Source organism: Mesorhizobium hunchu (genome assembly GCF_040081975.1).
GTDB lineage: Bacteria > Pseudomonadota > Alphaproteobacteria > Rhizobiales > Rhizobiaceae > Mesorhizobium > Mesorhizobium hunchu.
This window is the reverse complement of the sequence record NZ_JBEBMG010000001.1, coordinates 397377-412178: the sequence shown is the minus strand read 5'-3', so window position 1 is coordinate 412178 and position 14802 is coordinate 397377. Positions and strand designations below refer to the sequence as shown.

General features: G+C 63.4%; 14 protein-coding genes. 8 read left to right on the top strand and 6 right to left on the bottom strand.

What is annotated here, in order from left to right:
- Positions 1–6: 6 nt before the first annotated feature.
- Positions 7–501: a protein-export chaperone SecB gene (gene secB, locus ABMA46_RS02045; RefSeq protein ID WP_348997609.1), complete on the top strand. Its 495-nt coding sequence runs from the start codon at positions 7–9 to the stop codon at positions 499–501.
- Positions 502–561: 60 nt separating this feature from the next.
- On the opposite strand, the gene dnaQ is transcribed toward secB, so the two are convergent.
- The 5 genes from dnaQ to ABMA46_RS02020 form a co-directional block, all read right to left on the bottom strand.
- Complete coding sequence (dnaQ, locus tag ABMA46_RS02040) at positions 562–1263, bottom strand: DNA polymerase III subunit epsilon (protein ID WP_348997608.1); 702 nt, start codon at positions 1261–1263, stop codon at positions 562–564.
- Between the two features lie 52 nt (positions 1264–1315).
- A complete protein-coding gene (gene coaE / locus ABMA46_RS02035; protein ID WP_348997607.1) occupies positions 1316–1939 on the bottom strand; it encodes a dephospho-CoA kinase in 624 nt (207 codons plus the stop codon).
- Between the two features lie 10 nt (positions 1940–1949).
- Positions 1950–2795 (bottom strand): shikimate dehydrogenase, encoded by an 846-nt coding sequence (locus ABMA46_RS02030; protein ID WP_348997606.1) that lies wholly within the window; start codon positions 2793–2795, stop codon positions 1950–1952.
- Positions 2788–3387, bottom strand: a complete 600-nt coding sequence (locus ABMA46_RS02025) for a Maf-like protein (protein ID WP_348997605.1) — start codon at positions 3385–3387, stop codon at positions 2788–2790. Before ABMA46_RS02025 ends, ABMA46_RS02030 begins: the two co-directional genes overlap by 8 nt.
- 135 nt (positions 3388–3522) lie before the next feature.
- Positions 3523–4344: a pyruvate, water dikinase regulatory protein gene (locus ABMA46_RS02020; protein ID WP_348997604.1), complete on the bottom strand. Its 822-nt coding sequence runs from the start codon at positions 4342–4344 to the stop codon at positions 3523–3525.
- 401 nt (positions 4345–4745) lie between these two features.
- On the opposite strand from ABMA46_RS02020, the gene hemE reads away from it, so the two are divergent.
- From hemE to rho, 3 genes are all read left to right on the top strand, one after another.
- Entirely contained in the window at positions 4746–5777 is a 1032-nt protein-coding gene (gene hemE / locus ABMA46_RS02015) for a uroporphyrinogen decarboxylase (RefSeq protein ID WP_348997603.1), read from the top strand.
- Positions 5777–6313 carry a protoporphyrinogen oxidase HemJ gene (gene hemJ, locus ABMA46_RS02010; protein ID WP_348997602.1) on the top strand — a complete coding sequence of 179 codons (537 nt, stop codon included), beginning with the start codon at positions 5777–5779 and terminating at the stop codon, positions 6311–6313. The genes hemE and hemJ overlap by 1 nt, the downstream gene beginning before the upstream one ends.
- A 164-nt stretch (positions 6314–6477) precedes the next feature.
- Complete coding sequence (gene rho, locus ABMA46_RS02005; protein WP_348997601.1) at positions 6478–7743, top strand: transcription termination factor Rho; 1266 nt, start codon at positions 6478–6480, stop codon at positions 7741–7743.
- 164 nt (positions 7744–7907) lie between these two features.
- On the opposite strand, the gene ABMA46_RS02000 is transcribed toward rho, so the two are convergent.
- A complete protein-coding gene (locus tag ABMA46_RS02000) occupies positions 7908–9953 on the bottom strand; it encodes a thioredoxin domain-containing protein (protein WP_348997600.1) in 2046 nt (681 codons plus the stop codon).
- A gap of 39 nt (positions 9954–9992) precedes the next feature.
- Here ABMA46_RS02000 and mnmE point away from each other — a divergent pair, with 39 nt between their 5' ends.
- The 4 genes from mnmE (at position 9993) to ABMA46_RS01980 (ending at position 14796) form a co-directional block, all read left to right on the top strand.
- Positions 9993–11321, top strand: a complete 1329-nt coding sequence (gene mnmE, locus ABMA46_RS01995; protein ID WP_348997599.1) for a tRNA uridine-5-carboxymethylaminomethyl(34) synthesis GTPase MnmE — start codon at positions 9993–9995, stop codon at positions 11319–11321.
- Between the two features lie 138 nt (positions 11322–11459).
- Positions 11460–13331 (top strand): tRNA uridine-5-carboxymethylaminomethyl(34) synthesis enzyme MnmG, encoded by a 1872-nt coding sequence (mnmG, locus tag ABMA46_RS01990; RefSeq protein WP_348997598.1) that lies wholly within the window; start codon positions 11460–11462, stop codon positions 13329–13331.
- Positions 13328–13951 (top strand): 16S rRNA (guanine(527)-N(7))-methyltransferase RsmG, encoded by a 624-nt coding sequence (rsmG, locus tag ABMA46_RS01985; RefSeq protein WP_348997597.1) that lies wholly within the window; start codon positions 13328–13330, stop codon positions 13949–13951. Before mnmG ends, rsmG begins: the two co-directional genes overlap by 4 nt.
- Positions 13952–13995: 44 nt before the next feature.
- Positions 13996–14796, top strand: coding sequence for a ParA family protein (locus tag ABMA46_RS01980; RefSeq protein ID WP_348997923.1), 801 nt, complete (start codon positions 13996–13998; stop codon positions 14794–14796).
- Positions 14797–14802: the final 6 nt, after the last annotated feature.

Here is a 14802-nt window from a genome sequence, read left to right as displayed (position 1 = left end):
AGGCTCATGGCCGAAAACAACGAAGCGTCGACAGGCGCCACCAACGGCAACGGCGCGCAGCCGACGCTCAACGTTCTGGCCCAGTACGTGAAGGACCTTTCCTTCGAGAGCCCCGGCGCGCCGAATTCGCTGCGCGGCCGCGACAAGGCTCCCGGCATCGCCATCAATGTCAACGTCAATGCCAACCCGCTTTCCGAGGCGCAGTACGACGTGCTCCTGACGCTGAACGCCAAGGCGTCCTTCGACAAGGACGTGCTGTTCAATGTCGAATTGGTCTATGGCGGCGTCTTCAACATTTCCGGCTTCCCGCAGGAGCACATGCTGCCGCTGCTGTTCATCGAATGTCCGCGGCTGCTGTTCCCGTTCGCGCGTCAGATCATCGCCGACGCCACCCGAAATGGCGGCTTCCCGCCGCTGATGCTCGACCCGATCGATTTCGCGCAGATGTTCCAGCAGAAGCTGGCCGAGGACCAGGCCGCCAGCAAGGTCAAGGCGAGCTGAGCGGCTTCACGGTTCGCAGTTGCAGGAAACCCGGCTTCGCGCCGGGTTTTTCTTTGGGAGTCATTCGGCGGCGATGCGCCGCCACAGCGCCGGTTCGCCGAGCGATTCGATCATCTTCTCATGCGCCTCGCGCTCGGCATCGCTGAGCCGCGGCGCAAGCGGCGCGGGCCGCGCCTGGAGAACGATCTCGACCGTGGCGGTTTCCGTGGTGTCGGCGGACGCCGATACGGTATCGAGGACAAGCGCCGCCTGCTTGCCGCCGATCAGCTCGACATAGACCTCGGCCAGGAGCTCCGAGTCGAGCAGCGCGCCATGCTTGGTGCGATGGCCGTTGTCGATGCCATAGCGGCGGCACAGCGCGTCGAGCGAATTCGGCCCCATCGGATGCTTGCGGCGCGCCAGCGCCAGCGTATCGACCACACGCTCAGGCGCGACGGCGGGATGGCCGAGGCGGGCGAATTCGGCATTGATGAAATTGATGTCGAAGCCGGCATTGTGTGCGACAAGCTTGGCGCCGTCGATGAAGGCGAGGAAGTCCTCGACGATCTCGTGGAAGCCCGGCTTGTCGGCGAGGTGCGCGGCGCTGATGCCGTGGACGGCCTCAGCCTCGACGTTGATCGCCCTGCCCTGCGGGTTGATGTAGTGATGGAAGGTGCGCCCGGTCGGGAACCGGTTGACCATTTCGATGCAGCCGAGCTCGATGATGCGGTCTTCGCGGGCATCGAGGCCGGTGGTTTCGGTATCGAAGATGATTTCACGCATCGATTCGGGCTCCTCGCCCGAAGATGGCGGTTCGTGCCACATAGCGCAAGGATCAGCGACGGGACGGCGGCGCCTTATCCCCGGCAAGCGCCGCGTCTCCGATGAGCCGATGGATGATCGAGGCGACATCGGCGCGCGCGGCGTCGAAGCCCCTGCTCGTGTCGATGACGAAATCGGTGAGTCGCTTCTTTTCGGCGTCCGGCACCTGCCGCGCCAAGATCGCCGCGAGCTTGTCCTCGCTCATGCCCGGCCGCGCCAGCACGCGCTCGCGCTGGATCTCCGGGGCCGCGCTGACCACGACGACCTTGTCGACACGATCGCGGCCGCCGGTCTCGAACAGGAGCGGAATGTCCAGCACGGCCAGCGGCACGCCGGCGGCGCGATAGCGCTCCAGGAAGGCGTCGGCGTCGGCACGCACCAGCGGATGCACGATCGCCTCCAGCCGCTTCAGCGCGGCAGGATCGCCCAGAACCTTGCCGCCAAGCTTCGTCCGGTCGACGACGCCGGCGACCGTTACGCCGGGAAAGGCCGCCTCGATCAGAGGCGCTGCCTTGCCGGCATAGAGACGGTGCACCGCCTCGTCGGAATCATGCACCGGCACGCCGGCCTCCGCGAACATCTTCGCGGTGGCCGACTTGCCCATGCCGATCGATCCTGTGAGGCCGAGGACGATCATGCCGACTTCCTCACGCGGCGCTGTCTAGATCGGCGACGATCATTGCGCGCAGTTGCGACGTCACCTCGGGCCGCTGCCCGAACCAGCGTTCGAATCCCGGCACCGCCTGATGCAGGAGCATGCCGAGCCCGTCGACGGTCCTCAGCCCTCGCGACCGCGCGGCGGCGAGCAGCGGTGTTTCGAGCGGGACATAGACGATATCGGAAACGATGGCGTGGGCAGGAAGCCGGCCGGGATCCGCCGGCAGATCCGAACCACCTTCCTTGCCGGCCATGCCGAGCGAGGTGGTGTTGACGAGCAGCCCGGCGTCGGCCAGCAGGTCGTCGGTTGCCGCGCCATGCGCCGTGATGCCCGCGCCGAAGCGGTCACGCAGCTCCGCAGCGCGGGTGAACGTGCGGTTGACAATGCGGATGTCGCGAACGCCGCGTTCCTTGAGCGCATGGACGACCGCGCGGGCGGCGCCGCCGGCGCCCAGCACCACGGCGGGACCATTGCCGGCCCAGCCCGGGGCGCAGCCGTCCAGATTGGCCGCGAAGCCGTAGGCGTCGGTGTTGCCACCGACGAGCGCGCCCTCCTCCAGCCACAACGTGTTGACGGCACCGATCAGCTCGGCCGCGTCGTCGCGGCGTTTGACGGCGGTGAAGGCTGCTTCCTTATGGGGAATGGTGACGTTGCCCCCGGAAAACCCTCGGTGCGAAAGGGACGCGAGAAAGGCCGCCACATCGTCCGGCGCGACGTCGATGGCTTCATAGCTGCCCGGAATGCCGTATTGCCGCAGCCAGTGGCCGTGGATTTTCGGCGAGCGCGAATGGGCAATGGGGTGCCCGATCACGAAGGCTTTCTTCGCTTCAGCCATCGATCGCCCCGAGACGGCGCAGTTCCGCAAGGACCGCCAGCAGCGGCAGGCCGATGATGGTGAAATGATCGCCCTCTACTCTCTCGAAAAGCTGGATGCCCTCGCCCTCGATCTGATAGGCGCCGACGCTCTGCAGCGCCCTGACGCCGACGCGCGCCAGATGCCTGCCGACGAAGGCCGGGTCGAGGTCGCGCATGGTGAGGGAAGCGACGCCGACATGGCGCCACAGCACCTTCCCGTCGCGTGCCAGCACGGCGGCGCTGTTGAGATTATGGGTCTTGCCGGACAGAGCGAGAAGGCGGCGGCGCGCCTCTTCCATGTCGGCGGGCTTGTGCAAAATCTCGTTGCCAAGCGACAGGGTCTGGTCGCAGCCGAGCACCAGCGCGTCCGGCCGTCGCTCGCTGACATCCACCGCCTTGGCCTCCGCAAGAACCATCGCGACATCCTCGGGCGAGGCGCCGCTATCCTTGAGAGGCGCCTCGAGTGCGCGCTCGTCCAGATCGGCCGGAACAGCCTCCACCGCGACGCCGGCGTGCTCCAGCATGGCCTTGCGAAACGGGCTGCCGGAGGCGAGGACAATTTTTTCGGTCATACGTAGCTCCTGCATACGGCTCCGGCATGGGTCGCCGGTTGTCTTTACGGGATTTTCGTCTGCCGTTGAATTCCCGCTGCGGGATAAAAGTTTCACGTGAATCCGAACTGCGCCATCCTGCCGCGAAGCCAAACGCTATTTCGCCCTACCCCGCAGCGCCAGGATGGCGGCGGCCGTCTCCTCGATCGAGCGACGGCTGACGTCGATCATGGGCCAGTTATGGCGCGTGCAGATCTGGCGCGCATAGCCGAGTTCCTCGGAGATCGCCGAGCGATCGACATAGCCGGCCGAGTCATAGGTCGTCGTCGTGCCTAGAACACGGTTCTGGCGCACCTGGGAAATCCGTTCCGCCGTTGCTATGAGGCCGACAATGAGCGGCCCCCTGGCTTCGACAAGGCTTTGCGGCACGGGTACCCCGAGCACGATCGGGATATTGGCGGTCTTGATGCCGCGGTTCGCCAGATAGATGCTGGTCGGCGTCTTGGAGGTGCGCGAAATGCCGATCAGCACGATATCCGCCTGGTCGAGATCACCGGGCAATTGGCCGTCATCGTGCTCCATTGTGAAATTCAGCGCATCGATGCGCCGGAAATAGTCGGCGTCGAGCACATGCTGCGCACCGACGCGGCGGCCGGCCGGCGTGCCGAGATAGGACTGGAAGACGGTCAGCACCGGCTCCAGTACCGAGACGCAGGGCAGGCCCATCGCCGCGCAGCGGTCGTCGATCTGGCGCGCCAGCGCCTGATCGACCACGGTATAGAGGATGATACCAGGTTCCTCCTCGATGTCGTCGAACACCTTCATCAACTGTTTGCCGGTACGGATGAGCGGATAGATATGCTCGATGGCGCGCGCATCCTTGTATTGCGCCGAGGCGGCGCGGCCCGCGGCGAGAAGAGTCTCGCCCGTCGCGTCGGAGATCAGATGCAAATGGAAGAAGCTCTGCGGCTTGTTCACGCTGTTTTTTCCGGTCTGTGGGCTGCTGTGGACAAAGTGGGACGGCAGGGACGGGTCGAGGCAAGCGACTGTATCAGATGCCTGTTTGTCCACAATCATGCCCGCGGCGGACCGCGCAGCAGGTATGGGGACAAAATCGTGGACAGGCGAAAGACATCGCGTTTCATCCACAGAGGGCGGGCTGTCCATGATCCGGCAAGCTATTCAGACTCTTCGATGAATCGGAACGATCCCCACGTTCCTCCAGAGTACGTTACACTCCTGCGCGACACTATGGCGGATGGACTCCCGGCGCCTGAAACTGGACAGACAAGCATTCCCGATTCAAACAGAGTCATAGAATCAAAAGACTCTTTAATTTCCTTTCTTTGTTTTGAAGATAGCCTGCGAAAGCGAGAGCGATGGCAACCGGACGCATCGTGCTGGACGTGCTGAGAGGCAAGACGGCCTTCCCGCCGCCGCTCTGGATGATGCGCCAGGCCGGCCGCTATCTTCCGGAGTATCGCCAGACCCGCAAGTGCGCGGGATCCTTTCTCGACCTGTGCTACAATCCCGATCTGGCGGTGGAGGTCACGCTCCAGCCGATCGAGCGCTTCGGCTTCGATGCGGCAATCCTGTTTTCCGACATCCTTGTGGTGCCACATGCGCTCGGCCGCGATCTTCGCTTCGAGGAGGGACGCGGCCCGCTGATGACGCCGATCGGAGCGGTTGAAATCGAGAGGCTCGGCACCTCGGCGTTTCATGTGAATCTGGAGCCCGTCTACGAGACGGTCAGGCGGCTGCGGACGAAGCTGCCCGCAGAAACGACGCTGCTCGGCTTCTGCGGCGCTCCGTGGACGGTGGCGACCTACATGATCGCCGGGCACGGTACGCCCGACCAGGCGCCGGCGCGGCTGTTCGCCTATCGTGAACCCGAAGCTTTCAGGGCGCTGCTCGACTTGCTGGCGGACCAGTCCGCCGATTACCTGGCGCGCCAGATCGAGGCCGGCGCGGACGCAGTGCAGATATTCGATTCCTGGTCGGGAGTGCTGGACGAGGCGAGCTTCGAGGCATTCTGCGTGGCGCCGGTCGCCCGGATCGTGAAGACGCTGAGGCGGCAATATCCGCATGTGCCCGTCATCGGCTTCCCGAAAGGAGCAGGCACGCGTTATCGTGGCTATCGCGGCGAGACCGGCGTGACTGCGCTGGGACTGGATTGGACAGTTCCCGGCGAAAGCGCGCGAGAGCTGCAAAAGGAAGGCGCGGTACAAGGCAATCTCGATCCTCTGCGCCTCGTCGCCGGAGGGCGGGCGCTGGACGACGGCGTGGATGCCATTCTGCGGACGCTCGGCAACGGACCACTGGTGTTCAATCTGGGCCACGGCATTCTCCCGGAGACCCCGCTGGCCCATGTCGAGCGAATGGTGGAGCGGGTGAGAAAGGCGGTGCTTTGATGAGCGAACAGCAGATCGGATGTAGCGGTGTGCAGGCGCTGAAGCGCGCGGCCATCGCCGTGGCTATCTTCCTCGTGATCGTGGCGCTGCTTTTCCTGTTCGGGCCCGATGATTTCTACCCGTGGGCAAAGGCGGTGCATGTCATCGCGGTGATCTCCTGGATGGCGGGGATGCTCTATCTGCCGCGGCTGTTCGTCTATCACGCGGAGGCGGAAAAGGGGTCTGTCCAGTCCGAGACGTTCAAGGTGATGGAGCGCCGCCTGCTGCGCGGCATTATCAATCCGGCGATGATCCTGACCTGGGCGTTCGGCCTGTGGCTCGCCTGGAAAGGGTTCGGCTTCCAGGGCGGCTGGCTGCACGCCAAGATCGCGGCCGTGGTACTGATGTCGGCGGTTCACGGCTATCTGGCGGGAGCGGTGCGGAAATTTTCCGAGGATCGCAACGAAAAGCCGGCCAGACACTGGCGGATCGTCAACGAGATCCCCACATTGCTGATGATCGTCATCGTCATTCTGGTGGTGGTCAAGCCATTCTGACGCGGGTTCTCAGACAGGCAAGACTCGGTCTTGCTCTTTGCGGGACACGTCGATAAAAGACGGGTCTTCCTTCCCGTGCAGCGCCGCCCTCATGTTTTCGGCCGCGCCCGGCGCCTTCGTTAAAAGCCGCGTTATTCTCTCCACTGCACACCCAGAGTCCATCCATGCAGGAAATGAAACTCAGCGAGTTCAAGAACAAGAAACCCACCGACCTGATCGCATTCGCCGAATCGCTTGAGGTCGAGAACGCCAGTGTTATGCGCAAGCAGGAGCTGATGTTCGCTATCCTCAAGAAGCTGGCGGCGCAGGATATCGAGATCATCGGCGACGGCGTCGTCGAGGTGCTGCAGGACGGGTTCGGCTTCCTGCGCTCGGCGAATGCCAACTATCTGCCGGGTCCCGACGACATCTACATCTCGCCTTCGCAGATCCGCCGCTTCTCGCTCAAGACCGGCGACACGGTCGAGGGACCGATCCGCAGCCCCAAGGAAGGCGAGCGCTATTTCGCGCTGCTCAAGGTCAACACGATCAATTTCGACGACCCTGAAAAAATCCGCCACAAGATCCATTTCGACAATCTGACGCCGCTCTATCCGACCGAACGGTTGAAGATGGAGGTCGAGAACCCGACCACGAAGGACATCTCGCCGCGCGTCATCGATCTGGTGGCACCGCTCGGCAAGGGTCAGCGCGCCCTGATCATCGCGCCGCCGCGCACCGGCAAGACGGTGCTGATGCAGAACATCGCGCATTCGATCACCACCAACCACCCCGAATGCTACCTGATCGTGCTCCTGATCGATGAGCGGCCGGAAGAAGTCACCGACATGCAGCGTTCGGTGAAGGGCGAGGTCGTGTCTTCGACCTTCGACGAGCCGGCGGCGCGCCATGTGCAGGTCGCCGAGATGGTGATCGAGAAAGCCAAGCGCCTTGTCGAACATGGCCGCGACGTCGTCATCCTGCTCGATTCCATCACCCGTCTCGGTCGCGCCTACAACACCGTTGTGCCGTCATCCGGCAAGGTGCTGACCGGCGGTGTCGATGCCAACGCACTGCAGCGGCCGAAGCGCTTCTTCGGCGCGGCGCGCAACATCGAGGAAGGCGGCTCACTGACCATCATCGCGACCGGCCTGATCGATACCGGCAGCCGCATGGACGAGGTGATCTTCGAAGAGTTCAAGGGCACCGGCAACTCCGAAATCCATCTCGACCGCAAGGTGTCGGACAAGCGCATCTATCCGGCGATGGACATCCTCAAGTCGGGCACGCGCAAGGAGGACCTGCTGATCCCGCGTTCCGACCTGCAGAAGATTTTCGTTCTTCGCCGCATCCTTGCCCCGATGGGAACGACCGACGCGATCGAGTTCCTTATCGACAAGCTGAAGCAGACCAAGACCAATGCGGATTTCTTCGATTCGATGAATACGTGATACCGGCATCTTGCCGGATCGGATCCCCGCTGGGGATCGGTTGTCGGAAGCCCTTTGCATTTTCGGCCATCGACTGAATCGAATCGGAAACGAAACGATCGTATAAGGCGGCATCACAACAGATGCCGCCTTATTTTATCGCTCCCGGTTCTGATCTTTCGAGCCTAACTTCGAGCGGTCTGCGGTCGAAGCAGTTGCTCCAGCATCTCCGGTTCGGTGACGGCCGGAAGGCAGGTCTGGCCCTGGCACAGATAGGCGGCCGGTCGATCTGTCGGCGGCAGGACGCCATCCGTCAGCGCCGGCGGCTCGCCCAGCCCGACAGCCACGACGAGGTCGACCCGGCGTGGATCTGGATTCCGATTCGCTATCGTAACGAGGTGGGGTTCATTGGGGTTCTCGATGAGGATCAGCTTACGGGCGCCGAGCAGAAGCGCGCAAGCGTTGACGATGCCGGCCTGTCCGTAGCGTTGTTGAGAAGCGCGTCCCATCGCATGCTCGGCGACGCGCCATGTCCTGGCCTCCAGTTCGGCATCACCGGTGACCGCCGCGAGTTTCGCCATCGCCTCGATAACCAGGCTCGTCGCGGACGGAATGGCTTCATCGACGTCGCCGCGTATCCGCAACGGGACGTCGGTGCTGTCGGAAGCGGTCAGATAATGACCCGTCTCCTGGCCGTCGCCGTGCCAGCGGTCCAATTGGCCGAGGAAAGCAAGCGCCGTCTCTGTGTAGGCGGAATCGCCCGTGGCTTCGTAAATGGCGACGGCGGCCAGGATCATCGATGCATAGTCGCTGGACAGCGCCGGGAACTGCCGGCTGCCGCCAAGCGCCGAATGCGGCAACCGGCCGTCGCGAACGGAACGGGAGATCGCGCCGAAGGCTTTCTTCGCCGCCTCGATCCATTGCGGACGATCGAGGGAGCGGCCCGCTTCCGCCAAGGCCGTTATCATGAGGCCGTTCCAATCGGAAAGAACCTTGTCGTCGCGGCCCGGCCGAACACGCGACCGGCGCGCTAACAGAAGTCTTTCCTTCAATAATTTCAGCCGGTTATCGTCGCCAGGATCGCAAGGCTGTTGTTCTGGTGTCTGATACAGGATCGGCTTGCCTTCCCAACCCGACGGATGGGCGAGGCTGAAACGGCTGAAGAAGAGGTCGGCATCGGCGTCGAGGATCGTTTCGATCTCGGAGCGTGTCCATGTGTAGAACAGGCCCTCCTCGCCGTCGCTGTCGGCGTCGAGGCTCGACGCAAAAGCGCCCTCGTCAGTGCGCATCTCACGCAAAAGCCAACCGACCGTTTCCTCGATTCGGGTCCGGAACAGCTTATTCCCGGTCTCGGCATAGGCCCAGTTGGCGAGGCGGACGAGCTGGGCGTTGTCGTACAGCATCTTTTCGAAATGGGGGACCAGCCACTCGGCGTCGGTCGAGTAGCGCGCGAGACCGCCGCCGATGTGATCGTAGATGCCGCCGGCGAGCATGTGTTCCAGGCTGGACAGGACGGCGTCCCGATGATCGACCACGCCGTTCTCGAGCCAGGAGAGCCAGAGCGTGGTCATGAACGGTGCGTTGGGGAATTTCGGGGCGCCGCGCAGACCGCCCGCATTCCTGTCGATCATGCCGGCAATGCCGTTCGCCAGCTCGACAAGGGAATCGTTCCCAAGACTTGTCTGATCGCGAGCGGGCGCCAGGTTGGCGCCGACATGGGCGAGCAGGTCGTTCGCGCTGTTCAGGAGGCTTTTCTGCTTCTCGCGCCAGGCCTTGTCGACGGCCTCGAGGACCTGAACGAAGCCCGGACGGCCGTAGCGCGGCTCGGGCGGGAAGTAGGTTCCGCCCCAGAACGGCTTTCCTTCCGGCGTCAGGAACATGGTCAGCGGCCAGCCGCCCTGTTCGCCCATCGCGGCAAGTGCTGCCATATAGATCTGGTCGATATCGGGCCGCTCCTCTCGATCGACCTTGATATTGACGAACAGACGGTTCATCACCGCCGCGACGTCGGGATTCTCGAAGCTCTCATGCGCCATGACGTGGCACCAATGGCAGGCCGCATAGCCGATCGACAGAAGGATCGGCCGATCGAGCGTCCTGGCTTCTGCCAGGGCGGCCGCTGACCAGGGGCGCCAGTGGACGGGGTTGCCGGCGTGCTGACGCAGATAGGGGCTGGCTTCTCCGGCGAGGCAATTTCCCTCCGGCAACCCGTTTTCTTCAGACGAGGTCATGTTGCACCCACAGGGATCGATGACAGGCAGGATAGGACGATGACGACCGAGGGGCAAACCGCGGCCGGCGATACGATTGTCGCCCTGTCCAGCGGACGGCTCCCGGCCGGTGTCGCAGTCGTACGTATATCCGGCGCCAAGACTCGATTCGTTCTCGAAACGATTGCGGGATTGGTTCCCGCCGAACGTGTCGCAACCTACGGAACATTGGTGGACGGAAAGAGAAATCCGATTGATCGGGGTCTCGTCCTTTTCTTCCAGGGGCCGCGCTCCTTTACCGGAGAGGATATCGCCGAATTTCATATCCATGGCGGGCAGGCGTCGGTGGCCGCGCTGCTGGCGACGCTGACCGCCATCGAGGGTGTCCGTCAGGCCGAGCCTGGGGAGTTCACCCGGCGGGCCTTTCTCAACGGCAAGCTCGACCTGACCGAGACCGAAGCGCTGGCCGACCTCATAGAAGCCGAGACGGAGGCGCAGCGGCGCTTTGCGCTGGCCAACGCTTCCGGCGCGCAAAAGACTCTTTACCTTGGCTGGCGGCAGCGGCTGATCCATGCCCGTGCGATGATCGAGGCGGAAATCGACTTCAGCGATGAGGAGGATGTGCCGGGGGCGGTCTCCGATACGATCTGGCGAGACGTTGCCGCATTGAGCGAGGAGATCGGTCGCCATATGGCGGGTTTCCATACCGCCGAGATCATCCGTGATGGCTACGACGTGGTCATCCTGGGCGCACCGAACGCCGGCAAGTCCAGCCTCTTCAATGCGTTGGCGCGGCGGGACGCGGCGATCGTCACGGATGAGCCGGGAACGACCCGCGATCTTCTCGACGTGGTGCTGGACCTCGGCGGCCTCAAGATTCGCGTCACGGATACGGCCGGATTGCGTAATGCTGCAGGCAAGGTCGAGACGATCGGAATCGAGCGGGCACGCGGCCGGGCCAGGGAGGCGGACCTCGTCCTCATGCTGGAGGATATGACGGCGCCGGCGCGGATCGATCCAGGAGGTGTGACGGCCCCGGTTCTGCGGATCGGCACGAAGGCTGATAAGACAACCGCCATGGCAGTGGCGTATGATTTGAGGATTTCATCGGTGACCGGACAGGGAATCGAGACATTGCTTGATGCGATCAGGCGCCGGGCCGATGCTGCGACGCAGGCCGCGTCCGATATCCTTCCGTCCCGGTTGAGACATATGAAACTGCTCGAAGAGACGCAGAGCTTCCTGGAGCGGGCACAGGGCGGCCGGGCACAGGAGTTGCGGGCCGAGGAACTGCGATTGGCGGCGGACCGTCTCGGACGCATCGTCGGGACCGTCGATGTCGAGGATCTGCTGGATGTGATTTTCTCGCAATTCTGCATCGGAAAGTGATTCACGTGAAACAGGCTTCATGATGACTCACGTGAAACACCGGAGAGGGTCGGTCAGAGGAAATCCTGCGTTTCACGTGAAACGCCGCTCTTGACAGGAGACGGGCGTCGGCACATGTCGGCGTTTCCGGAGCAGACAATGAACGATGCCTATGATGTTATAGTTGTCGGGGGTGGCCATGCTGGTTGTGACGCCGCCGCAGCCGCCGCGCGCGCTGGCGCGCGCACGGCCCTTGTGACCTTTCGCTTCGACGCCATAGGAACAATGTCCTGCAATCCAGCCATCGGCGGATTGGGCAAGGGGCATCTGGTTCGCGAGATCGATGCACTGGACGGCCTCATGGGCCGGGTCGCCGATGCGGCAGGTATCCAGTTCCGGCTTCTCAATCGCCGCAAAGGGCCGGCGGTTCGCGGTCCGCGCACGCAGGCCGACCGCAAGCTCTACCGTCAGGCGATGCAGACGGCTATCCGGGAGCAGGACAGATTGTCCGTCATCGAGGGAGAGGTCGTGGACCTTGCCATGGCGGAGGGCCGAGTCTCGGCTGTGGTGCTGGCAGACGGGCGACGGATCCGCTGTGGCGCTGTGGTGTTGACCACCGGGACGTTTCTGCGTGGCCTGATCCATATCGGCGAAAAGAAGATCGTTGCCGGGCGCATGAACGAGAATGCGTCCTTCGGCCTGTCGGAAACGATGCGCCGGGCCGGCTTTCGCCTCGGCCGGCTGAAAACCGGGACGCCGCCGCGTCTCGACGGCAGGACCATCGACTGGCCGTCATTGGACATGCAGGCGGCGGACGAGCATCCGGTTCCTTTCTCGCTGATGACCGACACAGTCGTCAATCCGCAGATCGAGTGCGGCATAACGCGGACGACGACGCAGACGCACGATTTGATTCGGGCCAATCTTGGCCGCTCGGCCATGTATTCGGGTTCGATCGAAGGCGTGGGACCGCGCTACTGCCCGTCGATCGAGGACAAGGTGGTCAAGTTCGGCGACCGCGATGGGCACCAGATTTTCCTGGAGCCGGAAGGGTTAGACGATCCAACCGTTTATCCGAATGGTATCTCGACCTCGCTGCCAGAGGATGTGCAGGTCGCGATCCTGAAGACCATTCCAGGTCTCGAGCGCGCCGCCATGCTTCAACCGGGCTATGCCATTGAATACGATCACATTGATCCGCGCGAGCTTGAGCCCACATTGGAAACGCGGCATATCGGCGGTCTTTTCCTGGCCGGGCAGATCAACGGGACAACGGGTTATGAAGAGGCCGCCGCACAGGGGCTTTTGGCGGGGTTGAATGCGGCACGCCGGGCCAGCGGTGCCGATCCGGTCACGGTCAGCCGGACCGAGGCCTATATCGGCGTCATGGTCGACGACCTGACCAGCCGCGGCATCGCCGAACCCTATCGCATGTTCACTTCGCGCGCGGAGTTCAGGCTTTCCCTCCGGGCCGACAATGCGGATGAACGGCTGACGCCGAAAGCGATCGATCTCGGCCTCGTCGGCGCGGACCGGGCCACGCGCTTTCGAGAAGCACGTAGCCGCGTGGATGCCGCCAGGGCTCGCGCCAAGACTGTCCAGGTGTCGCCGAACGAAGCCGCGCGCCATGGCCTTGAGATCAACAGAGACGGCGTGCGGCGGTCGGCATATGATCTTTTGCGCTATGAAAGCGTCGATGTCGCCTGGCTGGCGCGACTCGATCCCGCCTTCGCCTCGATCGATGCAAAGACGGCCGAGGCGCTTGAAATAGAAGCGAAGTACGCCGTCTATCTGGACCGTCAGGCGGCCGACGCCGCGCAGATGCGCAGGGAGGAAGAGCGGCTGATCCCCGAGACGCTGGATTTTTCGGGAATCGCCGGCCTGTCCAACGAGCTCAGGCAGAAGATGCAGGCGCGAAAGCCGCGGTCGATTGCCGAGGCGCAGCGGATGGAGGGCATGACCTCGGCGGCCTTGGCTCTTATTCTGGCGCATGTGCGCAACGCGGAGGCGCGGCGCGTCGGTGCGGCATGACCGACTACGACGACTTCCAGCGGATAGCTGGTCCTGTTTCACGTGAAACGTTCGAGCGCTTGCGTGCTTTCGAGGCGCTGTTTCTCCGGTGGAACCAGCGGATCAACCTTGTGGCCGCTTCGACAGAGAAAGAATTGTGGCAAAGGCATATCCTGGACAGCGCTCAGCTCGCCGCGCTGGCTCCGGCGGCCGGGAACTGGGTGGATATGGGCTCCGGTGGCGGATTTCCCGGCCTCGTCGTCGCGTTTTTCCTCGGCAAGCGGGACGGCTCTATCCATCTGGTCGAAAGCAACCGGAAGAAAGCCGCCTTTTTGCAGGCGGCGATCGCGCAATTCGATCTGCCGGCTCGCGTTGTGCCCCGTCGAATCCACGAAAGCTATGACTCGGTGCCGGTTCCGGAGATCGTCACGGCGCGTGCGCTCGCCCCGCTCGCCGTGCTTTGCGAGCTCGCGGAACCGTGGCTGACGCAGGGCGCGCGCGCGCTTTTCCATAAAGGGCGGGATTACCGGCGCGAGATCGAAGAAAGCGCTCACCGCTGGCGATTCGATCTGGTAGAACACCGAAGCGCGATTGATGAAGCGAGCGTGGTGCTTGATATACGCAATCTGCGCAGGGCATGAACCTGCCCTTCTTGAACCAGTACGTGAAATCTGCGGCCAATGACATGACTTCCGGCGGACCTCGCATCATCACCGTGGCGAACCAGAAAGGCGGTGTCGGCAAGACGACCACCGCGATCAATCTGGCGACCGCGCTGGCTGCCATCGGCGAGCACGTGCTGATCGTCGATCTCGACCCCCAGGGCAATGCGAGCACCGGCCTCGGAATAGACCGGCGCGAGCGCACGGTTTCGTCCTACGACGTGCTGACCGGCGCGCTCGACCTCGAGGCGGCAGCCATGCCGACGGCGGTGCCGGGCCTTTCGGTGGTGCCGTCGACGCTCGACCTGCTCGGTATCGAGATGGAGATCGCATCGGCGCCGGATCGCGTGCTGAAGCTGCGCAACGCCTTGCGCGATTCGGCGGCGCGCGCGGCACCCTTCAGCTACGTCCTGATCGACTGCCCGCCGTCCCTCAACCTTTTGACCCTGAACTCCATGGCCGCCGCCGATTCGGTGCTGGTGCCGCTGCAGTGCGAATTCTTCGCGCTGGAGGGACTTTCGCAGCTTCTGGAGACCGTCGAGCAGGTGCGCAATACGATCAACCCGAAGCTGACGATCCAAGGCATCGTGATGACCATGTTCGACGGGCGCAACAACCTCGCCAACCAGGTCGTGCAGGACGTGCGCGCCCATATGGGCGACAAGGTCTACGAGACGATTATCCCGCGCAATGTGCGGGTGTCGGAGGCGCCGTCGCATGGAAAGCCTGCGATCCTCTACGATCTGAAATGCTCCGGCAGCCAGGCCTATCTGCAACTCGCGTCCGAGGTGATTCGCCGCGAGCGTCGATTGCGGGCGGCCTGATATTTT

What these genes read in the sequence shown, in the direction of transcription:
- rho (WP_348997601.1), top strand. Translation starts at nt 6,478, where the DNA reads ATGCAGGAAATGAAACTCAGCGAGTTCAAGAACAAGAAACCCACCGAC.
- ABMA46_RS02025 (WP_348997605.1), bottom strand. Translation starts at nt 3,387, where the DNA reads ATGACCGAAAAAATTGTCCTCGCCTCCGGCAGCCCGTTTCGCAAGGCC.
- ABMA46_RS01980 (WP_348997923.1), top strand. Translation starts at nt 13,996, where the DNA reads ATGACTTCCGGCGGACCTCGCATCATCACCGTGGCGAACCAGAAAGGC.
- mnmE (WP_348997599.1), top strand. Translation starts at nt 9,993, where the DNA reads ATGACGACCGAGGGGCAAACCGCGGCCGGCGATACGATTGTCGCCCTG.
- secB (WP_348997609.1), top strand. Translation starts at nt 7, where the DNA reads ATGGCCGAAAACAACGAAGCGTCGACAGGCGCCACCAACGGCAACGGC.
- ABMA46_RS02030 (WP_348997606.1), bottom strand. Translation starts at nt 2,795, where the DNA reads ATGGCTGAAGCGAAGAAAGCCTTCGTGATCGGGCACCCCATTGCCCAT.
- hemE (WP_348997603.1), top strand. Translation starts at nt 4,746, where the DNA reads ATGGCAACCGGACGCATCGTGCTGGACGTGCTGAGAGGCAAGACGGCC.
- coaE (WP_348997607.1), bottom strand. Translation starts at nt 1,939, where the DNA reads ATGATCGTCCTCGGCCTCACAGGATCGATCGGCATGGGCAAGTCGGCC.
- rsmG (WP_348997597.1), top strand. Translation starts at nt 13,328, where the DNA reads ATGACCGACTACGACGACTTCCAGCGGATAGCTGGTCCTGTTTCACGT.
- dnaQ (WP_348997608.1), bottom strand. Translation starts at nt 1,263, where the DNA reads ATGCGTGAAATCATCTTCGATACCGAAACCACCGGCCTCGATGCCCGC.
- mnmG (WP_348997598.1), top strand. Translation starts at nt 11,460, where the DNA reads ATGAACGATGCCTATGATGTTATAGTTGTCGGGGGTGGCCATGCTGGT.
- hemJ (WP_348997602.1), top strand. Translation starts at nt 5,777, where the DNA reads ATGAGCGAACAGCAGATCGGATGTAGCGGTGTGCAGGCGCTGAAGCGC.
- ABMA46_RS02000 (WP_348997600.1), bottom strand. Translation starts at nt 9,953, where the DNA reads ATGACCTCGTCTGAAGAAAACGGGTTGCCGGAGGGAAATTGCCTCGCC.